At 69.8% G+C, this 20,882-nt stretch carries 18 protein-coding genes; 17 read left to right on the top strand and 1 reads right to left on the bottom strand.

The window, feature by feature from the left end; all coding sequences use genetic code 11:
* Positions 1-94: 94 nt before the first annotated feature.
* Positions 95-472: a DUF1844 domain-containing protein gene (locus TBIF_RS01055; RefSeq protein WP_024793032.1), complete on the bottom strand. Its 378-nt coding sequence runs from the start codon at positions 470-472 to the stop codon at positions 95-97.
* Between the two features lie 327 nt (positions 473-799).
* On the opposite strand from TBIF_RS01055, the gene infC reads away from it, so the two are divergent.
* The 17 genes from infC (at position 800) to tyrS (ending at position 20,586) form a co-directional block, all read left to right on the top strand.
* The gene (gene infC / locus TBIF_RS01050) at positions 800-1,489 is read left to right on the top strand and encodes a translation initiation factor IF-3 (protein WP_084611473.1); all 690 of its coding nucleotides are present in this window, start codon (positions 800-802) and stop codon (positions 1,487-1,489) included.
* 108 nt (positions 1,490-1,597) lie between these two features.
* Entirely contained in the window at positions 1,598-1,795 is a 198-nt protein-coding gene (gene rpmI, locus TBIF_RS01045) for a 50S ribosomal protein L35 (RefSeq protein WP_024793030.1), read from the top strand.
* Positions 1,796-1,858: 63 nt separating this feature from the next.
* Complete coding sequence (gene rplT, locus TBIF_RS01040; protein ID WP_024793029.1) at positions 1,859-2,245, top strand: 50S ribosomal protein L20; 387 nt, start codon at positions 1,859-1,861, stop codon at positions 2,243-2,245.
* Position 2,246: 1 nt separating this feature from the next.
* Complete coding sequence (locus TBIF_RS01035; RefSeq protein ID WP_024793028.1) at positions 2,247-3,086, top strand: TrmH family RNA methyltransferase; 840 nt, start codon at positions 2,247-2,249, stop codon at positions 3,084-3,086.
* A gap of 124 nt (positions 3,087-3,210) precedes the next feature.
* Complete coding sequence (pheS, locus tag TBIF_RS01030; protein ID WP_051461317.1) at positions 3,211-4,278, top strand: phenylalanine--tRNA ligase subunit alpha; 1,068 nt, start codon at positions 3,211-3,213, stop codon at positions 4,276-4,278.
* A gap of 44 nt (positions 4,279-4,322) precedes the next feature.
* Complete coding sequence (pheT, locus tag TBIF_RS01025; protein ID WP_024793026.1) at positions 4,323-6,809, top strand: phenylalanine--tRNA ligase subunit beta; 2,487 nt, start codon at positions 4,323-4,325, stop codon at positions 6,807-6,809.
* Between the two features lie 159 nt (positions 6,810-6,968).
* Positions 6,969-8,006, top strand: a complete 1,038-nt coding sequence (argC, locus tag TBIF_RS01020; protein WP_024793025.1) for an N-acetyl-gamma-glutamyl-phosphate reductase — start codon at positions 6,969-6,971, stop codon at positions 8,004-8,006.
* Between the two features lie 8 nt (positions 8,007-8,014).
* Positions 8,015-9,226: a bifunctional glutamate N-acetyltransferase/amino-acid acetyltransferase ArgJ gene (gene argJ, locus TBIF_RS01015; RefSeq protein WP_038169432.1), complete on the top strand. Its 1,212-nt coding sequence runs from the start codon at positions 8,015-8,017 to the stop codon at positions 9,224-9,226.
* On the top strand, positions 9,223-10,158 hold the full coding sequence (gene argB, locus TBIF_RS01010) for an acetylglutamate kinase (RefSeq protein ID WP_024793023.1): 936 nt from the start codon (positions 9,223-9,225) through the stop codon (positions 10,156-10,158). The genes argJ and argB overlap by 4 nt, the downstream gene beginning before the upstream one ends.
* Positions 10,155-11,348, top strand: a complete 1,194-nt coding sequence (locus TBIF_RS01005; protein WP_024793022.1) for an acetylornithine transaminase — start codon at positions 10,155-10,157, stop codon at positions 11,346-11,348. The genes argB and TBIF_RS01005 overlap by 4 nt, the downstream gene beginning before the upstream one ends.
* The gene (gene argF / locus TBIF_RS01000) at positions 11,348-12,271 is read left to right on the top strand and encodes an ornithine carbamoyltransferase (RefSeq protein WP_024793021.1); all 924 of its coding nucleotides are present in this window, start codon (positions 11,348-11,350) and stop codon (positions 12,269-12,271) included. Before TBIF_RS01005 ends, argF begins: the two co-directional genes overlap by 1 nt.
* The gene (locus TBIF_RS00995; protein WP_024793020.1) at positions 12,268-12,756 is read left to right on the top strand and encodes an arginine repressor; all 489 of its coding nucleotides are present in this window, start codon (positions 12,268-12,270) and stop codon (positions 12,754-12,756) included. Before argF ends, TBIF_RS00995 begins: the two co-directional genes overlap by 4 nt.
* 72 nt (positions 12,757-12,828) lie before the next feature.
* Complete coding sequence (locus TBIF_RS00990) at positions 12,829-14,028, top strand: argininosuccinate synthase (protein WP_024793019.1); 1,200 nt, start codon at positions 12,829-12,831, stop codon at positions 14,026-14,028.
* A 3-nt stretch (positions 14,029-14,031) separates the two neighbouring features.
* A complete protein-coding gene (argH, locus tag TBIF_RS00985; RefSeq protein ID WP_024793018.1) occupies positions 14,032-15,462 on the top strand; it encodes an argininosuccinate lyase in 1,431 nt (476 codons plus the stop codon).
* Between the two features lie 167 nt (positions 15,463-15,629).
* The gene (locus TBIF_RS00980; RefSeq protein ID WP_024793017.1) at positions 15,630-18,611 is read left to right on the top strand and encodes an AMP-binding protein; all 2,982 of its coding nucleotides are present in this window, start codon (positions 15,630-15,632) and stop codon (positions 18,609-18,611) included.
* A 5-nt stretch (positions 18,612-18,616) separates the two neighbouring features.
* Positions 18,617-19,282, top strand: a complete 666-nt coding sequence (locus TBIF_RS00975; RefSeq protein WP_024793016.1) for a DNA-3-methyladenine glycosylase — start codon at positions 18,617-18,619, stop codon at positions 19,280-19,282.
* Positions 19,279-20,586 (top strand): tyrosine--tRNA ligase, encoded by a 1,308-nt coding sequence (gene tyrS, locus TBIF_RS00970; RefSeq protein ID WP_235174421.1) that lies wholly within the window; start codon positions 19,279-19,281, stop codon positions 20,584-20,586. Before TBIF_RS00975 ends, tyrS begins: the two co-directional genes overlap by 4 nt.
* Positions 20,587-20,882: the final 296 nt, after the last annotated feature.

Below are 20,882 nucleotides of genomic sequence, written 5' to 3'. Positions count from 1 at the left end.
GTGACAACTCTTATACACGCGTCGTCGCCGCGCAATCGGGGTTCCCCCCGATTTTTTGAGTGCGCGGCGACGTGTCCGCGGTGGTGCAAGTGTCCTAGTACACAGGCCCGGTCTGCTTCTCGCCGGGGCCCTGGCCGGCCTCGTCGGGGATCGCGGAGGACTCGCGGAACGCGCGCTGCAGGCTCTGGAGCCCGTCGCGCAGCGGTGCGGCGTGCGGTCCGAGGTACTCCGCGGAGGCGGTGACCAGGCCTGCGAGGGCTGTGATCAGCCGGCGGGCCTCGTCGAGGTCGCGGTGGGGGCTGTTGTCGGGATCGTCCGAGGACAGGCCGAGTTTCTCGGCGGACGAGCTCATCAGCATCACCGCGGCGCGGGAGATGACCTCGATGGCGGGAATGTCATGGAGTTCGCGGACGGGCAGTTCGCCGTCGATCTCGGTTGTGTTGTCGGGGCCTGGCTGGGAGTTATCGGTCATGGCTGGTATCGTTTCATTCACGACCGCTTCCGGATACTCCGGGGGCAACAAGTGGAGTCCCGCTCCCACCACCGGGCAACTGCCCCGAATATGCGCTCTCAACAGCAGGTATTCGGAGACGACAGCTTTGTGGTCCGGTCCGCCGCAAGACCTAGAAGTTTTGATATCTGGGGACAGCGACGTGGATCGGTCGGTAACGGGCCCCTCGCGAGAAATCGCGAGAGGTCCTTTTTGCTGAGGCGCCAACCCTGACAGGGGTAGGCCGGGTAGAGGGCTCCGCCGCATCGCCTGCGGACGTATGAGTGATAACCCTACCGAGGAGGCCCCATCAGCGCTGACACCCGCATCAACGATCGCATCCGAGTTCCCGAAGTCCGTTTGGTTGGACCGGCCGGGGAGCAGGTCGGGATCGTGCGCGTCGAAGATGCACTCCGACTGGCAATCGAAGCCGATCTTGACCTGGTTGAAGTTGCTCCGGAAGCCCGTCCGCCTGTGTGCAAGATCATGGACTACGGCAAGTTCAAGTACGAGGCCGCGCAGAAGGCGCGCGAATCTCGCAAGAACCAGCAGCAGACCGTGATCAAGGAGCAGAAGCTCCGCCCCAAGATCGACTCACACGACTACGAGACCAAGAAGCGCAACGTTGTTCGCTTCCTCGAGGCGGGGTCGAAGGTCAAGGTCACCATCATGTTCCGCGGTCGCGAGCAGTCGCGTCCGGAGCTCGGTTACCGGCTGCTGCAGCGCCTTGCGGCCGACATCGCCGAGTTGGGCTTTGTTGAGACCTCCGCCAAGCAGGACGGCCGCAACATGACCATGGTCGTGGCACCGCACAAGAGCGCCAAGACCAGGGCGCAGGCAGCCCAGGACGTGTCGACCGCGGCGGAGTCGAAGGCGGCCAGGTCTGCCCCGGCCGCCGCAGCGCCGGCGACTGCCGAGGCGGCGCCCGCTGCCCCGGCCGCGCCTGCCGCACCCGCTGCTCCGGCGGCAGCTGCGTCCGAGTCGGACGCCAGCGCGTAGAGCTGGGGCCGTCCTCACGGGCAGCCGGCAGCGATAGACAGACATACGTGGTAGTTGGGTCGCAAGGCCCGGCTGCCAGGACACAACAATGAAGAACTGAGGATCACTATGCCCAAGGCAAAGACCCACAGCGGCGCGTCAAAGCGCTTCAAGGTCACCGGCAGTGGCAAGCTCCGCCGCGAGAAGGCTGGCCGTCGCCACCTGCTGGAGCACAAGACGTCGACTCGCAAGCGTCGCCTTGATGGCACCACGGACGTCAGTAAGAACGACGCCCCGCGCATCAAGCGCCTGCTCGGCCTCAAGTAATACGCTCCGACTTTTGACTTCGGGTGTCGGCGACGGCGCCCCCGAGATCGACAGGATTAACCAGTGGCACGCGTAAAGAGGGCAGTCAACGCCCATAAGAAGCGTCGTACAATCCTCGAGTCCACCAAGGGCTACCGGGGCCAGCGTTCGCGGTTGTACCGCAAGGCCAAGGAGCAGATGCTCCACTCGATGACGTACGCGTACCGCGACCGTCGTCAGCGCAAGAACGATTTCCGCAAGCTGTGGATCACGCGCATCAACGCCGCGGCACGCCAGAACGACATGACCTACAACCGCTTCTGGCAGGGCCTCAAGCTCGCCGGTGTGGAGATCGACCGCAAGAACCTGGCCGAGCTGGCCGTCAGCGATCCCGCTGCGTTCACCAGCCTGGTCGCAATCGCGAAGGCGGCACTGCCCGCCGACGTGAACGCGCCTGCCGGCGTCGCGTGATTTGAGCGACACTCAGGATTCAGAACGGCCCGCGGATCTGCTCACCGAGCGGACCCCGCGGGTCGTTTCTGCTGTCAAGCTCCTGCGGTCGGCCGAGCGCCGCAAGCAGGGAAAGTTCCTCGCCGAGGGCGTCAACGCCGTCCGCCAGGCCATCGAGCTTGACGTGGCTCGGGAGGTCTTCTTCACCGAGGACGCGGCCATCAAGAACCATGCGCTGCTGACCGACGCGCAGGCCCGTGGCGTGCAACTGTCGGAGGTGACCGAGCGTGCCGCGAAGGGGCTCTCGGACACCGTCACCCCGCAGGGCATCATCGCGGTGTGCGCGCTGCTCGACGTGCCCCTCGAGGCAGCCCTGGGCGGTGCGCCGACGATTGTCGCCGTGCCCGTCGAGGCGTCCGACCCGGGCAACGCGGGCACGATCATCCGCATCGCGGACGCCGTGGGCGCGGACGCCGTCGTCCTCGCCGGCGACAGCGTGGACCCGCACAACGGCAAGGCCGTGCGCTCCTCTGCGGGCAGCGTGTTCCACCTGCCCATCGCCCGCGAGCGCGATATCGGCGCCGTCCTGACCGCGTTGCGCGCGTCGGGCCTGCAGATTCTGGCCACCGCCGCGGACGGCGAGGTCGACCTGGATGACGCCGACGAGCTGTTGGCCCAGCCCACCGCCTGGCTGTTCGGCAACGAGGCGCACGGGCTGGACGCCGCCGTCGCCGCCGCCGCGGACCACCGCGTGCGCATCCCCATCGGCGGCCGGGCGGAGAGCCTCAACCTGGCCACCGCCGCCGCGATCTGCCTGCATGCGACGGCTCGGAGCCAGCGCCGGGCCCGCGCCGGCGGCTAGCGGCACGCCGATCCAATATCATCAGTGTTGGTGCCGGCCCCGGGTCGGCACGGTTTTGTGAGACCAACGAGGAGTTGTTCCGAGAGTGTCGAAGAAGAACGCTGCGAATGCGCCCGCCGATGCCGTGGCCGGTCAGCCTGAGACGACGGCGGCCGACGGTGCGAACCCGTTCGCCGAAGAGACGCTGACCGCCGCCGCGGAGCTGGCCGAGCAGGCCTTCGACGCGGCCACGGACCTGGACGCGCTGGCCGCGGCCCGGCATGACCACCTTGGCGACAAGGGCGCGCTGCCCCTGGCCAAGCGCGGGCTTGGCTCGCTGCCCGGCGCGGAGCGCAAGGACGCGGGCCGCACCGTGAACATCGCGATGGGTCGGGTCAACAAGGCTTTCACCGCCCGCCGCGAGGTGCTCCTCGCCGAGCGCGACGCCGCGGTGCTGGTCTCCGAGGCCATCGACGTCACCGCGCCCGTTCAGCGCCAGCCCGTCGGCGCGCGGCACCCGATCACGATCATCTCCGAGCAAATCGCCGATGTGTTCATCGCGATGGGCTGGGAGGTCGCGGAGGGCCCCGAGGTCGAGGCCGAGCACTTCAACTTCGACGCGCTGAACTTCCTGCCGGACCATCCCGCGCGCACAATGCAGGACACCTTCCACATCGCGCCCGAGGGCTCGCGCCAGGTGCTGCGCACACACACCTCCCCGGTGCAGGTGCGCACGATGCTCACCTCCGAGCCGCCGCTATACGTGGTGTGCCCGGGCCGCACGTTCCGCACCGACGAGCTCGACGCGACCCACACCCCGGTGTTCTCGCAGGTCGAGGGGCTCGCGGTGGACAAAGGTCTGACGATGGCGCACCTGAAGGGCACGCTCGACGCGTTCGCCCGCGCCCTGTTCGGCCCCGAGACCCGCACCCGCATGCGCCCCAACTACTTCCCCTTCACAGAGCCCTCGGCCGAGGTGGACGTGTGGTTCCCGAAGAAGAAGGGCGGCGCCGGCTGGGTCGAGTGGGGCGGCTGCGGCATGGTCAACCCCAAGGTCCTGACCGCCAGCGGCATCGACCCGGACGAGTACACCGGCTTCGCGTTCGGCATGGGCCTGGAGCGCACGCTGCAGTTCCGCAACGGCATCCCGGACATGCGCGACATCGTCGAGGGCGACGTGCGGTTCACGCTGCCCTTCGGTGTCGGAAACTAACCGCGACCCCAATTCCTGAAATTTAGCGAGAGAGCAGAGTAGACGTGCGAGTAGCGCAATCGTGGGTTACCGAGATCCTGCAGCGGTCCAATCCGGGCTGGCAGGTTGATCCCGAGGAGCTTGACGCAGGGTTCGTGCGGGTCGGCCTGGAGGTTGAGGAGGTCGAGCGGTTCGAGCCGATCACCGGCCCCGTCGTGGTGGCCCGCGTCGTGTCGATCACCGAGCTCACCGAGTTCAAGAAGCCGATCCGGCACTGCCAGGTGGATGTCGGCGAGGGCCTGCCCCGCAGCATCGTGTGCGGCGCGCGGAACTTCGCCGAGGGCGACCTCGTCATCGCCGCGCTACCGGGCGCGGTGTTGACCGGCGGCTTCGCCATCGCCACCCGCGAGACCTACGGGCAGACGTCCGACGGCATGATCTGCTCCGGCTCCGAGCTGGGTGTGGGCAACGATCACTCGGGCATTCTGGTGCTCGAGCCCGGTATTGCGGATCCCGGCGCGGATGCGCTGCCGCTGCTGGGCCTCGACGACATCGTCTTCGACCTCGCCGTCACGCCGGACCGCGGTTACTGCCTGAGCCTGCGCGGTCTCGGCCGCGAGCTCGCGTGCGGCTTCGACCTGCCCTTCGCTGATCCCTCCGAGCTGCCCGCAGTTCCGGTTGACGGCCCCTCCCGCGCGATCGACCTGCAGCCCGGCTCCGGTGTGAGCCGTTTCGCGCTGCGCGAGGTCGCCGGCATCGACGCCGCCGCAGTCACCCCGTGGTGGCTGCGCCGCCGCCTGCTGCTCTCCGGCATCCGCCCGATCTCCCCGGCCGTCGACGTCACCAACTACGTGATGCTCGAGCTCGGGCAGCCGCTGCACGCGTTCGACGCGAATCTGGTCGAGGGCGACCTCGTCGTGCGGCCCGCCGCCAAGGGCGAGAAGCTCAGGACCCTCGACGACGTCGAGCGCACGCTCGACGCGGAGGACATCGTGATCTGCGATGACACCGGCCCCATTTCTCTAGCTGGCGTTATGGGCGGCGCCACCACCGAGGTCTCCGCCAGCACCAAGAACGTGCTCCTCGAGGCCGCATGCTGGAGCCCACTGGCCGTGTTCAAGACCTCGCGCCGGCACAAGCTGCCCAGCGAGGCGAGCCGCCGCTACGAGCGCAACGTCGACCCGGCGATCGCCGCAGCGGCCCTCGACCGGGCCGCGAGCCTGCTCGTGGAGATCGCCGGCGGCCAGGTGCTGCCGGTGCTCACCGACGTCGGGTCCGTGCCCGCCGCCGCGCCCATCGAGATGGCGCTGAGCCTGCCCGAGCGCATCGCGGGCGCCACCTACGAGAACGGCGCCGTCACCCGCCGCCTGACCCAGGTCGGCTGCGTCGTCGACCTGGCCGTGACCGACGACGGCGTGGGCGAGCTGATGGTCACCCCGCCGAGCTGGCGCCCGGACCTCACCCAGCCCGCCGACCTCGTCGAGGAGGTGCTGCGGCTCGAGGGTCTCGACAAGATCCCCTCGATCCTGCCGACCGCCCCCGCCGGGCGTGGGCTGACCGCCGCGCAGCGCCGCCGCCGCAACGTTGGCAAGGCGCTCGCCCTGGGCGGCTACGCGGAGGTCCTCGCGACCCCGTTCCTGCCGGCGGGCATCTTCGACTCCTGGGGGCTCGACGCGGATGATCCGCGCCGCGTCACCACCAAGGTCCTCAACCCGCTCGAGGCCGACCGCCCCGAGCTGGCCACCACCCTGTTGCCCGCCCTGCTCGAGGTCGTCGCCCGCAACATCTCGCGCGGTCGCCGCGATCTGTCGCTGTTCAGCGTCGCCCAGGTCGTCCAGCCCGTGCACGGCTCCATCACCGTCGACGCGCTGCCGGTGGACCGTCGGCCCACCGACGCGCAGGTCCAGCACCTGTTCGACTCGCTGCCCAAGCAGCCCGTGCATGTCGCGCTGGTCCTGACCGGGCTGCGCGAGCCACGCGGGCCGTGGGGTCCGGGCCGCGTGGCAGACACCGCTGATGCCCTCGCCGCCGCGCAGCAGATCGCCCGTGCGGCTGGCGTCGAGCTCGAGGTGAACGCGGCGCAGCACCTGCCGTGGCACCCGGGCCGCTGCGCCGAGCTCACGGTCGACGGCGTGGTGGTCGGCTATGCCGGCGAGCTGCACCCCGCAGTGCTCGAGCGGGCCGGCCTGCCCCCGCGCCTGTGCGCCCTGGAGCTGGACCTGGACGCGCTGCCGCTGGTGGAGAACCTGCCCGCGCCGCGTATCTCGCAGTTCCCGGCCGTGCTGCAGGACGTGGCCGTCGTCGTGGACGCCGCCGTCCCCGCCGCCGCCGTCGAGTCCGCGCTGCGGGCCGGCGCAGGGGAGCTCCTCGAGGACCTCTCGCTGTTCGACGTCTACACCGGCGAGCAGGTGGGGGAGGGCAAGAAGTCCCTGGCCTATGCCCTGACGTTCCGCGCGGATGACCGCACGCTCACCGAGGACGACGCGAGCGCGGGTCGTGACGCCGCGGTCGCCGCAGCCTCGGCCGCGGTGGGTGCAGTCATCCGGGGCTGACCGCTCCTGATCGGCAAGCCCCACCAGTTGGCTGTCCTCGAGCATGCAGAACTTCCGGGTGCCACTCGGCCGATGTCGGATGTTCTTCACGTTCGGCGACCGCGCGGCGCCGTACCCAGCACTCTTGCATGACTATGCAGAGTGGTGCATAATCCTTGTATGACTATCAAGGTGGCTATCGCCGGTGCCAGCGGCTATGCGGGCGGGGAGATCCTGCGCCTGCTGCTGGGGCATCCCGGCGTGCAGGACGGGTCCATTGAGATCGGCGCGCTCACCGGCGGCTCCAACGCCGGCACCGCACTCGGGAGCTTGCAGCCGCACCTGCTGCCCCTCGCGGACCGCGTGCTCGAGGCGACCAACGAGGACACGCTGAAGGGGCACGACGTCGTGTTCCTGGCGCTGCCGCACGGCAAGTCCGCGGAGGTCGCGAAGCAGCTGCCGGAGTCCGTCGTGATCATCGACTGCGGTGCGGACTTCCGCCTAGACGACACCGCCGAGTGGGAGCGCTATTACGGCGGCGAGCACGCCGGCACCTGGCCGTACGGCCTGCCCGAGCTGCCGGGAAACCGGGACAAGCTCAAGGGCGCGACGCGCATCGCGGTCCCCGGGTGCTACCCGAGCAGCGCGAACCTGGCGCTGACCCCCGCAGTGGCGGCGGGACTGGTCGACCTGCACATCACGGTCGTCGCGGTCTCCGGCACGTCGGGCGCGGGAAAGTCCTTGCGCGCAGATCTTTTGGGCTCCGAGGTGATGGGCTCCGCCCGCGCGTACGGCGTCGCCGGCGCGCATCGGCACACGCCCGAGATCATCCAGAACCTGTCGAAGGTGGCAGGAGAAGAGGTCTCGGTCTCGTTCACGCCGGTCCTCGTGCCGATGTCACGGGGCATCTTGTCCACTTGCGTCGCCCGCACCACGGCCACCGAGGACGAGGTCCGCGCCGTCTATGAGGCCGCCTATTCCGACGAGCCGTTCGTGCACCTGCTGCCCAAGGGCCAGCTCCCGCAGACCAGCTCGGTCATCGGCTCGAACGCCGTGCACATCCAGGTCACCGTCGACGAGCGCGCCGGGCAGCTCGTCGTCCTGGCCGCGCTGGACAATCTGACGAAGGGCACCGCCGGCGGTGCGGTGCAGTCCATGAATATCGCCCTCGGCCTGCCAGAGACCGCGGGCCTGAGCACTGTGGGAGTAGCGCCGTGACCGAGAACGTGCATGAGCAGAGCATCACCCAGGTGGTGCTGAACCAGGGGGTCACCGCGTCGGCTGGCTTCAAGGCCGCTGGCATCGCGGCGGGCATCAAGGCCAGCGGCAAGCTGGACCTGGCGCTCATCGTCAACGAGGGCCCGGACTTCGCCGCCGCGGGCGTGTTCACCCGCAACAAGGTCAAGGCCGCCCCGGTGCTGTGGTCCCAGCAGGTCCTCAGCGGCGGCCGCTTGCGCGCGGTCGTGCTGAACTCCGGCGGCGCCAACGCCTGCACCGGCGCGCCGGGCTTCCAGGACACGCATCAGACGGCCGAGGAGCTCGCCGTCGCCCTGAGCGATTGGGGCAGCGAGACTGGCGCCGGTGAGGTCGCAGTGTGCTCCACCGGCCTGATCGGCGACCGGCTGCCGATGGCCAAGATCTCCGCCGGTGTCAAGGAGATCGTCCACGAGCTGGCGGGCGGCATCTCCGGGGGCACCGACGCCGCGCACGCCGTCATGACCACCGACACCGTGGCGAAAGAGGCCGCGGTCCACCACGCCGGCAAGTGGAATGTCGGCGGGATGGCGAAGGGCGCGGGCATGCTCGCCCCGTCGCTGGCCACCATGCTGTGCGTGATCACCACCGACGCCGTCGCCACCGCGGAGCAGCTCGACGCCGCGCTGCGTGCCGCAACCCGGATGAGCTTCGACCGCCTCGACGTCGACGGCGCCACCTCCACCAACGACACCGTGCTGCTGCTGTCCTCGGGGGCCAGCGAGGTCGCGCCGTCCCAGGAGGAGCTCGACGCCGCGGTGCTCGCGGTATGCGACAGCCTCGCGGACCAGCTGATGGCCGATGCCGAGGGCGTCACCAAGCGCGTGCGCATCACAGTCAACGGCGCCGTCAGCGAGGACGAGGCGCTCATCGGCGCCCGTGTCATCGCGCGCGACAGCCTGGTCAAGACCGCGCTGTTCGGCTCCGACCCCAACTGGGGCCGGGTGCTGGCCGCGATCGGTATCGCGCCCATCGAGCTGGACCCCGACAAGATCACGGTGTCCTTCAACGGCTCGCACGTGTGTGTGGACGGCATGGGCGCGCCCGGCGCCCGCGAGGTGGACCTGTCCGGCGAGGACATCCATGTCGTCGTGGAGCTGCAGGTCGGCACCGCCACCGCATCTATCCGCACCACCGACCTGAGCCACGACTACGTCGAAGAGAACTCTGCGTACTCGTCATGACCGAAACCACAAAGTCAGCTGCGCTCTCAGCCCTGACCGCGATGGACAAGGCCTATGTCCTCGCGGAGGCGCTGCCGTGGCTGCAGCAGTTCCGCGGCCGCAAGGTCGTCATCAAATACGGCGGCAACGCCATGATCGACGACGACCTCAAGCGCGCGTTCGCCGCCGACATGGTCTTCCTGCGCACCGTGGGCATCCAGCCAGTGGTGGTGCACGGCGGCGGCCCGCAGATCAGCGCGATGCTCGCCCGCCTCGGCATGGAGGGGGAGTTCCGCGGCGGTTTCCGCGTCACCACCCCCGAGGTGATGGACATCGTGCGGATGGTGCTGTTCGGGCAGGTCGGGCGCGAGCTCGTCGGGCTGATCAACGCGCACGGCCCGTACGCCGTCGGCATCTCTGGCGAGGACGCGCACCTGTTCACCGCGCAGCAACGCAACGTGATGGTCGACGGAGTCTCCACCGACATCGGCCTGGTCGGCGATATCGCGTCCGTGAACCCGGACGCGGTGCTCGACCTGATCGACGCGGGCCGCATCCCTGTCGTCTCGACGATCGCGCCCGACTCGGACGGGGTCGTGCACAACGTCAACGCGGACACCGCCGCCGGCGCGCTGGCCGCGGCGATCGGCGCGGAGAAGCTCGTGATCCTCACCGACGTCGAGGGCCTCTACACCGACTGGCCCAACAAGGACTCGCTCGTCACCCGGATCGACACCGAGGCGCTGGAACAGCTGCTGCCGCGCCTGGACTCGGGCATGGTCCCGAAGATGGAAGCCTGCCTGCGGGCCGTGCGCGGCGGGGTGCCCAGCGCCCACGTCATCGACGGCCGCCTGGCGCACTCGATCCTGCTAGAGCTACTGACAGAAGAAGGCATCGGCACGATGGTGACCCCCACCGCTGCCGAGCCTGCCAAGGAAGGCGAGAACCTGTGACCGCACCACTGCAACATCGCTGGTCTGATGCGCTGATGGACACCTACGGCGTGCCCCGCGTGGCCCTGGTGCGCGGCGAGGGCTCAGTGCTGACCGACGCCGAAGGCAAGGAGTACCTGGACCTGCTCGGCGGCATCGCCGTCAACGCGCTGGGCCACGCGCACCCCGCCGTGATCGAGGCGGTCACCACGCAGCTGTCCACCCTCGGCCACGTGTCCAACCTGTACATCGCCGAGCCGCCGGTCAAGCTGGCCGAGGAGCTGCTGCGCCACCTGGGCCAGCCCGGCCGCGTGTTCTTCTGCAACTCCGGCGCCGAGGCCAACGAGGCCGCCTTCAAGCTGGCCCGCCGCACCGGCCGCACGAACATCGTCGCCGCCGAGAACGGCTTCCACGGCCGCACCATGGGCGCGCTCGCCATGACGGGCCAGGCGGAGAAGCGCGCGCCGTTCGAGCCGATGCCCGCCGGCGTGAGCTTCGTGCCGTTCGGCGACGTCGCCGCGCTTGAGGCCGCCATCGACGAGAACACCGCCGCGCTGATCCTGGAGCCGATCCAGGGCGAGTATGGCGTCGTCATGCCCCCGCCCGGCTACCTCGCCGCGGCTCGCGAGATCACCGCCCGCCACGGCGCGCTGCTCATCCTCGACGAGGTGCAGACGGGCATCGGCCGCACCGGCTGGCACTACGCGCACCAGGCCAACGGCATCGTCCCCGACGTCATCACCCTGGCCAAGGGCCTCGGCGGCGGCCTGCCGATCGGCGCATGCATCGCCGTCGGGCCGGCCGCGGAGCTGTTCGGCCCCGGCCAGCACGGGACCACATTCGGTGGCAACCCGGTGTGCGCCGCGGCGGCCCTGGCCGTGCTGCGCACCATCGACGAGCAGGACCTCCTGAGCCACGTCAGCGAGCTCGGCAAGTCCATCGCCGCGGACATCGAGGCGCTGGGCCACCCGGCGATCGAGCACGTGCGCGGCGCCGGGCTGCTGCTGGGGATCGTCCTGAACAAGGACATCGCCAAGCGGGCCGAGGCGCTCGCGCGCGACGCCGGCTTCCTCATCAACGCCCCGCGCGAGGCCGTGCTGCGCATCGCGCCGCCGCTGGTGCTCACCAAGGAGCAGGCCGCGAGCTTCGTCACCGCGCTGCCCGGACTGCTCGACGCCGCAACCGACACAACTGAAGGAACGTCCAACTGATGGCCCGGCATTTCCTGCGCGACGACGACCTCACCCCGGCCGAACAGCTCGAGGTGCTCGAGCTCGCGGACGAGCTCAAGAAGGCCCCATACTCGCGTCGCCCCCTCGAGGGGCCCAAGAGCGTCGCCGTGCTGTTCGACAAGACGTCGACCCGCACCCGGATGTCCTTCGACGTCGGGGTCAACCAGCTTGGCGGGCACCCGATCGTGGTGGAGGCCTCCAGCACGCAGATCGGCAAGGGCGAGTCCATCGAGGACACCGCCCGGGTGCTCTCGCGCTTCGTGGACATGGTCGTCTGGCGCACGTTCGGCCAGGACCGCGTCGACGATTTCGCGGCGGAGTCCACCGTGCCGCTGATCAACGCGCTCACCGACCAGTTCCACCCGTGCCAGGTGCTCGCGGACCTGCAGACCATCCGCGAGCGCAAGGGCGCGACGGCGGGGCTGACCATGGCGTACTTCGGCGACGGCGCGAACAATATGGCGCACTCGCTGATGCTCGGCGGCGTCACCGCCGGGATGCACGTCGTCATCGCGACGCCGGAGGACTTCCAGCCCGACGCCGACGTGACAGCCGCGGCGCAGGCCCGGGCGGCGGAGACCGGCGGCAGCGTCACCGTCACCTCTGATCCGTCCGCGGCGGCGACCGGCGCGGACGTCCTGGTCACCGACACCTGGGTGTCAATGGGCCAGGAGAACGACGGCCTCGACCGTGAGGCCCCGTTCCGCCCGTTCCAGGTGAACGAGGCGCTGCTGAGTCTTTCGGCTCCTGACTCCATGGTCTTGCACTGCCTGCCTGCCTACCGCGGCAAGGAGATCACCGCCGGGGTGCTCGACGGCCCCCGATCCGCCGCCTGGGACGAGGCCGAGAACCGGCTGCACGCGCAGAAGGCCCTCATGGTCTGGCTCCTGGAGAACCAGTGACCGCGGGGGAGACCTCGCCGACGCGCGCGGGCCGGCAGGCCCGCATCGGCGAGCTGCTCGCCCGGCGTGAGGTCCGGAGTCAGCCGGAGCTGCAGGCACTCCTGTCCGAGCTGGGCATCGAGGCCACCCAGGCGACCATCTCCCGCGATCTGGACGAGCTGGGCGCCGTCAAGCTGCGCGCGGCGGACGGCGGGGCCGGGGTGTACGTGATCCCGGAGGACGGCAATCTCGTGCGGGGCGTGGTCGGCGGCACGGACCGGCTCGCCCGGCTGCTGGGGGACCTGCTGGTCTCAGCCGACTCCAGCGGGAACCTGGCCGTGTTGCGTACCCCGCCGGGGGCCGCGTCGTTCCTGGCCAGCGCGCTAGACCGCGCGTCGCTGCCGGAGATCGTCGGCACCATCGCCGGCGATGACACAATCATGGTCATCGCGCGCGCGCCGGTCACGGGTGCACAGGTGGCGGCCCAGTTGGAGGCCCTCGCCTGACCCTGGGGCCCGGCCCCGGCAAGATAGACATAACTGCACACCACATCAGTACTTATTAGGAGCGTAAATATCATGTCTGATCGCGTTGTTCTCGCCTACTCGGGCGGCCTGGACACCTCGGTGGCCATCAGCTGGATCGCGAAGGAGACCGGCAAGGAAGTTGTCGCCGTCGCCATCGACCTCGGCCAGGGCGGCGAGGACATGGACCTCGTGCGCCAGCGCGCCCTCGACTGCGGCGCGGTCGAGTCCGTCGTCGTGGACGCCAAGGACGAGTTCGCCAACGAGTACTGCCTGCCCACCATCCAGGCCAACGCCCTGTACATGGACCGCTACCCGCTGGTCTCGGCGATCAGCCGCCCGCTGATCGTCAAGCACATCGTCGAGGCGGCGCGTGAGCACGGCGGCACCGTCGTCTCGCACGGCTGCACCGGCAAGGGCAACGACCAGGTCCGCTTCGAGGTCGGCTTCGGCGCCCTGGCCCCGGACCTCGAGGTCCTCGCCCCGGTCCGCGACTACGCGTGGACCCGCGAGAAGGCGATCAAGTTCGCCGAGGAGAACAACATCCCGATCAACGTGACGGCCAAGTCGCCGTTCTCGATCGACCAGAACGTGTGGGGCCGCGCCGTTGAGACCGGCTTCCTCGAGGACCTGTGGAACGCGCCCACCAAGGACGTGTACGACTACACCGAGGACCCCACCGTCAACTGGAACGCGCCCGACGAGCTGATCATCAGCTTCACCGCCGGCGTCCCCACCGCCATCGACGGCCGCCCGGTCACCGTGCTGCAGGCCATCGAGGAGCTCAACCGCCGCGCGGGCGCCCAGGGCGTCGGCCGCCTGGACGTCGTCGAGGACCGCCTCGTCGGCATCAAGAGCCGCGAGATCTACGAGGCCCCCGGCGCGATGGTGCTCATCACCGCCCACCAGGAGTTGGAGCACGTCACCCTCGAGCGTGAGCTGGGCCGCTTCAAGCGTCAGACGGAGCAGCGCTGGTCGGAGCTGGTCTACGACGGCCTGTGGTTCTCCCCGCTCAAGTACGCCCTGGACGCGTTCGTCCAGAACACGCAGGAGCGCGTCACCGGTGACATCCGCCTGTACCTGCACGGCGGCGCGATCACCGTCAACGGCCGCCGCAGCCCGGAGTCGCTGTATGACTTCAACCTGGCCACCTACGACGAGGGCGACACGTTCGACCAGTCCTACGCCAAGGGTTTCGTCAACATCCACGGCCTGTCCTCGAAGGTCGCGGCCAAGCGGGACCTGGGCCTGTAAGTCATGACCACACAGGGCACCCCTGCACACGGAACCAATGAGGGCGCCCTGTGGGGCGGCCGGTTCGAGTCCGGACCGGCCGCCGCCATGGCGGCGCTGAGCAAGTCGACGCACTTCGACTGGGTGCTCGCGCCCTATGACGTGCGCGCCTCGCTGGCGCACGCCAAGGTGTTGCGCGCCGCCGGCCTGCTCACCGATGGGGACTTCGCGGAGATGACGCGGGGCCTCGAGCAGCTCGCGGCGGATGTCGCCAGCGGCGCCTTCACACCCGACGAGGCCGACGAGGACGTGCACGGAGCCCTCGAGCGGGGGCTCATCGACCGCGTCGGGACCGAGGTGGGCGGGCGGCTGCGCGCCGGCCGCTCCCGCAACGACCAGGTCGCGACGCTGTTCCGCATGTGGCTGCGCGACGCGGTCCGCCGGGTCGCGGCGGGCGTGCTCGATGTCGTCGACGCCCTCGCCGGCCAGGCTGCGGCGCACCCCGACGCCGCCATGCCGGGCCGCACGCACCTGCAGCACGCGCAGCCGATCTTGCTGGCGCACCACCTCCTCGCGCACACCCACCCGCTGCTGCGCGACGTCGCGCGGCTGCAGGACTTCGACGTGCGCGCCGCGGTCTCCCCGTACGGCTCGGGCGCGCTCGCCGGCTCCTCGCTGGGACTGGACCCGGAGGCGATCGCCAAGGACCTCGGCTTCAACTCCTCGGCGGAGAACTCCATCGACGCGACCTCGTCCCGCGACTTCGCGGCCGAGGCGGCGTTCGTGCTGGCGCTCACCGCCGTGGACCTCTCCCGCCTGGCGGAGGAGGTCATCACGTGGTGCACCGCCGAGTTCGGCTACGTCACCCTGGCCGACGCGTGGTCCACCGGCAGCTCGATCATGCCGCAGAAGAAGAACCCCGACGTCGCGGAGCTGATGCGCGGCAAGACGGGGCGGCTGATCGGCAACCTCACCGGGCTGATGGCAACGCTCAAGGGGCAGCCGCTGGCATACAACCGGGACCTGCAGGAGGACAAGGAGCCGCTGTTCGACTCCGTCGCGCAGCTCGAGATGCTCCTGCCCGCCATGACCGGACTGGTCTCCACCCTCGAGTTCCACGAGGAGCGGATGGCAGAGCTGGCCCCGGCCGGCTTCACGCTCGCCACCGATATCGCGGAGTGGCTCGTCCGCCAGGGCGTCCCGTTCCGCGTCGCCCATGAGGCGGCCGGCGCGTGCGTCAAGGTCGCCGAGGCCCGCGGCGTTGGCCTCGAGGACCTCACCGAGGCGGAGCTCGCGGCCGTCGACCCGAACCTGACGGCCCAGGTCCGCGAGGTCCTGACCGTCTCCGGTTCCATCGCCTCCCGCGACGCCCGCGGCGGCACCGCCGGGGTGCGGGTGGCCGAACAGCTCGACGGTGTGCGCGCGCAGGTCGCCACGCTCCGCGGCTGGGTCTAACTGGCTGCGCACAAGGATGGTCAGTCGGGCCGGGAATCGAGAGGTTCCCGGCCCGACCCTACCCGGGAGTATTGCGTGCAGTGACTGTGGGAAGATCAGGTAAGGACTGTGTCGGCCAGCACAAGAGGCCCGCAACGTGACACGGCCGCCACAGGAGGGGACACGCGATGGTTAGCAGCCGCACGTTCACACGACCGATCAACCGCTTGCTGGCCACGGCCCAGAACGGGTTGGAGGTCCTGCGGCTCGGCGGCCTAGACACGGAGTCCGAGGACACGCCGTACGACGTCGTCGAGCGGCGCCCGATGTATCGGCTGCGCCGGTATTTCCCCGATGCGGCGACCATGGTCGACGGCGTCAGCGACCGCCCCCCGGTCCTGCTGATCCCCCCGATGATGATGTCCGCGGACGTCTTCGACGTCACGCGCGACAAGGGCGGCGCGGGCGTGCTGTTCGACCAGGGCATCGACCCATGGGTCATCGACTTCGGCTCCCCGGACCGCGAGGACGGCGGCCTCGCCCGCAACCTCGCCGATCACATCGTCGCCGTCAGCCAGGCCGTGGACCAGGTGATCGCCCACACCGGCCGCGACGTGCACCTGTCCGGCTACTCCCAGGGCGGCATGTTCGCCTACCAGACCGCGGCGTTCCGCCAGTCCGCCGGACTCGCCAGCGTCATCACGTTCGGCAGCCCCGTCGACACGCTCGCCGCGCTGCCCTTCGGGTTGCCCGCGGGCCTGGCCACGCGCGGCGCCGATTTCTTGGCCGACCACATCATCAGCCGCCTGTACCTGCCGGCCTGGGGGGCGCGGATCGGTTTCCAGCTGCTGGACCCGGTGAAGACGGCGAAGTCGCGGATCGACTTCGTCCGCCAGCTCCATGACCGGGACGCCTTGCTCCCGCGCGAGCCGCAGCGCCGGTTCCTGGAGAACGACGGCTACGTGGCGTACTCCGGCCCTGCGATCGCCGAGCTGCTCAAGCAGTTCATCGCGCACAACCGCATGATGACCGGCGGGTTCGTGATCGAGGGCCAGCTCGTGAGCCTCGCCGAGATCACCTGCCCGGTGCTGGCGTTCATCGGCGAGGTCGACGATATCGGCCAGCCTGTCGCCGTCCGCGGGATCCTGCAGGCCTCGCCGAAGGCCAGCATCTACGAGCAGATGCTCCCGTCGGGGCACTTCGGCCTGGTCGTCGGCTCCACCGCCGCGAACCTGACCTGGCCGGGTGCCGCTGGGTGGATGCACTGGCAGGAGGCCGTCCGCATCGGCAACGTGGCGGCGGAGCGGCCGGAGAACATCCACCCGATGGAGCCAGCCGACGCCGCAGATGCGGGGGAGACCGGCGTCTCGGTGACGTCGCGGATCACCCACGGCGTGAACACGATGGCGGAGGTCGGGGTTGGGGCGACCCGCAGTGTCATCGGACTCGCGGTTGGCGTCACGCGCAGCACGGTCGCCATCGCCGAGGAGGCGGCCCGCACCCTGCCGCGCCTGGCCCGGCTCGGCGAGATGCAGTCGCACACCCGCGTCTCACTGGGGCAGCTGCTGGCCGAGCAGGCGCAGAACAACCCGGGCGGGGAGTGCTTCCTGTTCGAGGACCGCGTGCACACCAACGCCGCCGTCGACGAGCGCATCAACAACGTCGTGCGGGGGCTCGTGCACCTGGGCGTCCGGCAGGGCACCGAGGTCGGTGTGCTGATGGAGACCCGTCCCAGCGCGCTCGTTGCCATCGCCGCACTCTCGCGGATCGGCGCCATCGCGGTGCTGCTCCCCGCAAGCAGCGCCATGCACGACGCGATCGAGCAGTCCGACGTCGTCGCCATCATCGCCGATCCCGACCACCTCGACACGGCGGTCGACTCCGGGCGCCCCGTGTTCGTGCTCGGCGGCGGAAGCGCCGAGCGCGAGCTGGACCAGCGCGAGGGCGTCATCGACATGGAGCGCATCGACCCGGACAGGGTGCGGATGCCGAAGTGGTACGAGGCCAACCCTGGCCGTGCCCGCGACCTCGCGTTCATCATGTTCTCCGGCTCGGGCGGCCGCACAGAGGCCCGCCGCATCACCAACCGGCGCTGGGCCACCTCGGCGTTCGGCACCGCCAGCGCGGCGGCACTCGGCAGCGGCGACACCGTCTACTGCCTGACCCCGCTCAACCACCCGTCGGGCCTGCTCACCAGCGTCGGCGGCGCGGTGGCCGGAGGCTCCCGCATCGCGCTCACAGGCAAGTTCGATCCGGCGCGCTTCGCGGCCGAGGTCCCGCGCTACGGCGTCACCGTCGTCTCCTACACGTGGACGCAGCTCAGCGAACTCGTTGACAATCCGGAGTTCGACCTCGGCAAGCACCACGCCATCCGCCTGTTCATCGGCTCCGGCATGCCGCTGGGGCTGTGGGAGCGGGTCACCGAGCAGTTCAGCCCCGCCCGTGTGGTGGAGTTCTACGCCTCGACCGAGGGCGGCGCGGTGCTCGCCAACCTGTCCAAGCACAAGCTCGGGTCGAAGGGTCGGCCGATGCCCGGCAGCGCCCTCGTCAAGCTCGCGGCCTACGACTCCACCGAGGATCGATACCTCGAGAAGAAGAACGGCCTGGTGCGGGAGGCGCAGACGGGCGAGGTCGGCCGCCTGCTGGCGAAGGCCCGCGCGGACATGGACTACTCGCCGGTGATCATGCGTGGAGTCTTCGCGCAGGGCGACGCGTGGGTGGCTTCGAGCGACCTGTTCTATAAGGACTCCGACGGCGACTTCTGGATGGTGGACACCGTTGACGCTGTGGTGCACTCGGCCCGCGGTCCTGTCTTCACGCTGCCGATCTCGGACGCAGCCGGCCGGCTCCCCGAGATCGACTCGGCGGTCACCTACGGGGTGCCCGACGGCGAGACCCAGATCGCGGTGCTCGCTGTGACCGTGCACCCCGGTGAGCAGCTCTCGCACGAGGACCTTGACGAGGCGCTGTCCGTGCTGCCCGCCGAGAAGCGCCCCGCGCTGGTGCACGTCGTCGACAAGATCGCGAAATCCCGCTGGTACCGGCCGATGACGGTGGACCTGCAGGCCTCGGGCTTGCCCGCGCCGGGTGTCGGAGTCTTCGGCCTGGACCCGGCGAGCGGCCACTACCAGGAGCTGACGGCGGAACTCCTCACCCTGATCCGGGGTTAGCCGCCATGCCAGGGCCGCGCGCACGGCTGGCCGTCGAACCGCTGATCGCGGCGCGGCGGCTGCTCGGCGCGCGGCTGCGGTCGAACGGCGTGACGGTGCGGATCGTCGAGGTAGAGGCGTATCACGGCTCAGAGGATTCTGCGTCCCATGCATTTCGGGGAATCACCGAGCGGAACAAGGTGATGTTCGGGCCCGCCGGACACCTATACGTGTACCGCAGCTACGGCATCCACACGTGTCTGAACGTCAGCGCCGGGCCCGACGGGATCGGGTGGGCTGTGCTCTTGCGGGCGGGGGAGGTGCTCGACGGCGCCGAGGTCGCTGTGAGTCGTCGTCCGAAGGCCGCCCCCGACAATCTGGCCCGCGGCCCGGGCAACCTCGGCGCGGCGCTGGGCATCACCCTGGGCGACGGCGGCGCCGACCTGCTCGACCCGCACTCGGCAATCCGCCTGATGCTGCCCGCCGCCGAATCGCCGTTCCGCGCCGGGCCGAGGGTGGGCGTCAGCACCAATGCCGAGGTGCCCTGGCGGCTGTGGGTGCCGGACTCACGGGCTGTCTCGGCCTACCGGCGCAGCCCGCGCGCCGCTGACCCGTCGGATGCTGGGCCTTTCGCTGCCGACCCCGCCCGACTCGATGCTGCCCACGGCGATGCGGGAAGATCAGAGTCGTGACTGAGAATGCTGGTAGGGAGAATGCCGTGGCCGAGAACGCCGAGAACATCCTGGACGAGCTCGAGTGGCGCGGGCTCATCGCGCAGTCGACGAGCCTGGACAATCTGCGCCGGGATCTCGATGCCGGACCGCTGACGCTCTATGCGGGCTTCGACCCCACCGGGCCCAGCCTGCACGCGGGCCACCTCGTCCCGCTGCTGGCGCTCAAGCGTTTCCAGCGCGCCGGCCATCGGCCGATCGTGCTCGCCGGCGGCGCGACCGGACTCATCGGCGACCCCCGCGATGTGGGGGAGCGGAGCATGAACTCCGCGGACACGGTGGCGGACTGGTCCGACCGGATCCGCGCGCAGCTCGAGCGCTTTGTGGACTTCGACGACTCGCCCTCCGGCGCTATCGTCGAGAACAACATGCGCTGGACTGGCGAGCTGACCGCGATCGACCTGCTGCGCGGGGTGGGCAAGCACTTCTCCGTCAATGTGATGCTCGCGCGGGACACCGTCAAGAAGCGCCTCGAGTCGGACGGGATGTCCTACACCGAGTTCAGCTACATGCTGCTGCAGGCCAACGACTTCCTGGAGCTGCGCCGCCGCCACGGCTGCGCGCTGCAGGTTGGCGGCTCTGATCAGTGGGGGAACATCGTCGCCGGCGTCGACCTGTCCCGCAAGATCGACGGCACCGCGGTGCACGGCATGACGGTGCCGCTGGTGACCGCGTCTGACGGCAAGAAGTTCGGGAAGTCCACCGGCGGCGGGAGCCTGTGGCTCGACCCGGAGATGACCAGCCCGTACGCCTGGTACCAGTACTTCATCAACACCGCGGACGCCGACGTCATGAAGTACCTGCGGTGGTTCACTTTCCTGAGCCGCGAGGAGCTGGCGGAGCTTCAGGTCGAGGTGGAGGAACGCCCGCACACCCGCACCGCGCAGCGTCGCCTCGCGACGGAGATGACGAACCTGGTGCACGGCGTCGACCAGACCCGCGCGGTGGAGCTCGCTAGCCAGGCGCTGTTCGGCCGGGCCGAGCTGGGGGAACTGGACGAGCCGACCCTCGCGGCCTCACTGACGGAGGCGCCTGTCGCGGAGCTCGCGGCCGGTGACCCCACCACCATCGTCGACCTCCTCGTTGCCACCGGCCTGTGTGAGAGCAAGGGCGCGGCCAAGCGGACGGTGAAGGAGGGCGGCGCGTACGTGAACAACTCCCGGGTGGGGGAGGACGACTGGACGCCCGCCGAGACCGACTTCCTCCACGGCCGCTGGCTGGTTCTGCGTAGAGGAAAGAAGAACATCGCCGGCGTTCGCCGCTGAGCTCGCTCCAGGCCTACTTCGCCCCCGCTCCACATGCTCGCCCCGGCACAAGAGGGCGGGCCACGGAGCGGGGGCCGAGTTGTCCTCCAGCTAGTGTCCTCGCTCACAACGGGCTCGCCGGATCGCCCTAATCGGCGAGATTCGAGAGGTCCGCAGGTCCGTGGCCTGCATGGATGGCCATGAGAGAGCTCGGATTCGACCGATTTGGCATTGCTGCCGCACTCGCGTAACTTATTGGAAGTCAGCGAGAGACGCCCGGCCGCAAGTTAGCCGGGAACGCGCCCCTGGCGAATCCC

Origin of the sequence: Tomitella biformata AHU 1821 (assembly GCF_000524475.1) — a bacterium.
Classification (GTDB): Bacteria; Actinomycetota; Actinomycetes; order Mycobacteriales; family Mycobacteriaceae; genus Tomitella; species Tomitella biformata.
This window is presented reverse-complemented; position numbering and strand designations above follow the sequence as displayed.

Excerpts from the sequence above, each read along its gene's own strand:
- TBIF_RS00975 (WP_024793016.1), top strand. The coding sequence starts at position 18,617 with ATGCCAGGGCCGCGCGCACGGCTGGCCGTCGAACCGCTGATCGCGGCG.
- TBIF_RS01055 (WP_024793032.1), bottom strand. The coding sequence starts at position 472 with ATGACCGATAACTCCCAGCCAGGCCCCGACAACACAACCGAGATCGAC.
- argC (WP_024793025.1), top strand. The coding sequence starts at position 6,969 with ATGACTATCAAGGTGGCTATCGCCGGTGCCAGCGGCTATGCGGGCGGG.
- rpmI (WP_024793030.1), top strand. The coding sequence starts at position 1,598 with ATGCCCAAGGCAAAGACCCACAGCGGCGCGTCAAAGCGCTTCAAGGTC.
- TBIF_RS00980 (WP_024793017.1), top strand. The coding sequence starts at position 15,630 with ATGGTTAGCAGCCGCACGTTCACACGACCGATCAACCGCTTGCTGGCC.
- argF (WP_024793021.1), top strand. The coding sequence starts at position 11,348 with ATGGCCCGGCATTTCCTGCGCGACGACGACCTCACCCCGGCCGAACAG.
- argB (WP_024793023.1), top strand. The coding sequence starts at position 9,223 with ATGACCGAAACCACAAAGTCAGCTGCGCTCTCAGCCCTGACCGCGATG.
- TBIF_RS00990 (WP_024793019.1), top strand. The coding sequence starts at position 12,829 with ATGTCTGATCGCGTTGTTCTCGCCTACTCGGGCGGCCTGGACACCTCG.
- argH (WP_024793018.1), top strand. The coding sequence starts at position 14,032 with ATGACCACACAGGGCACCCCTGCACACGGAACCAATGAGGGCGCCCTG.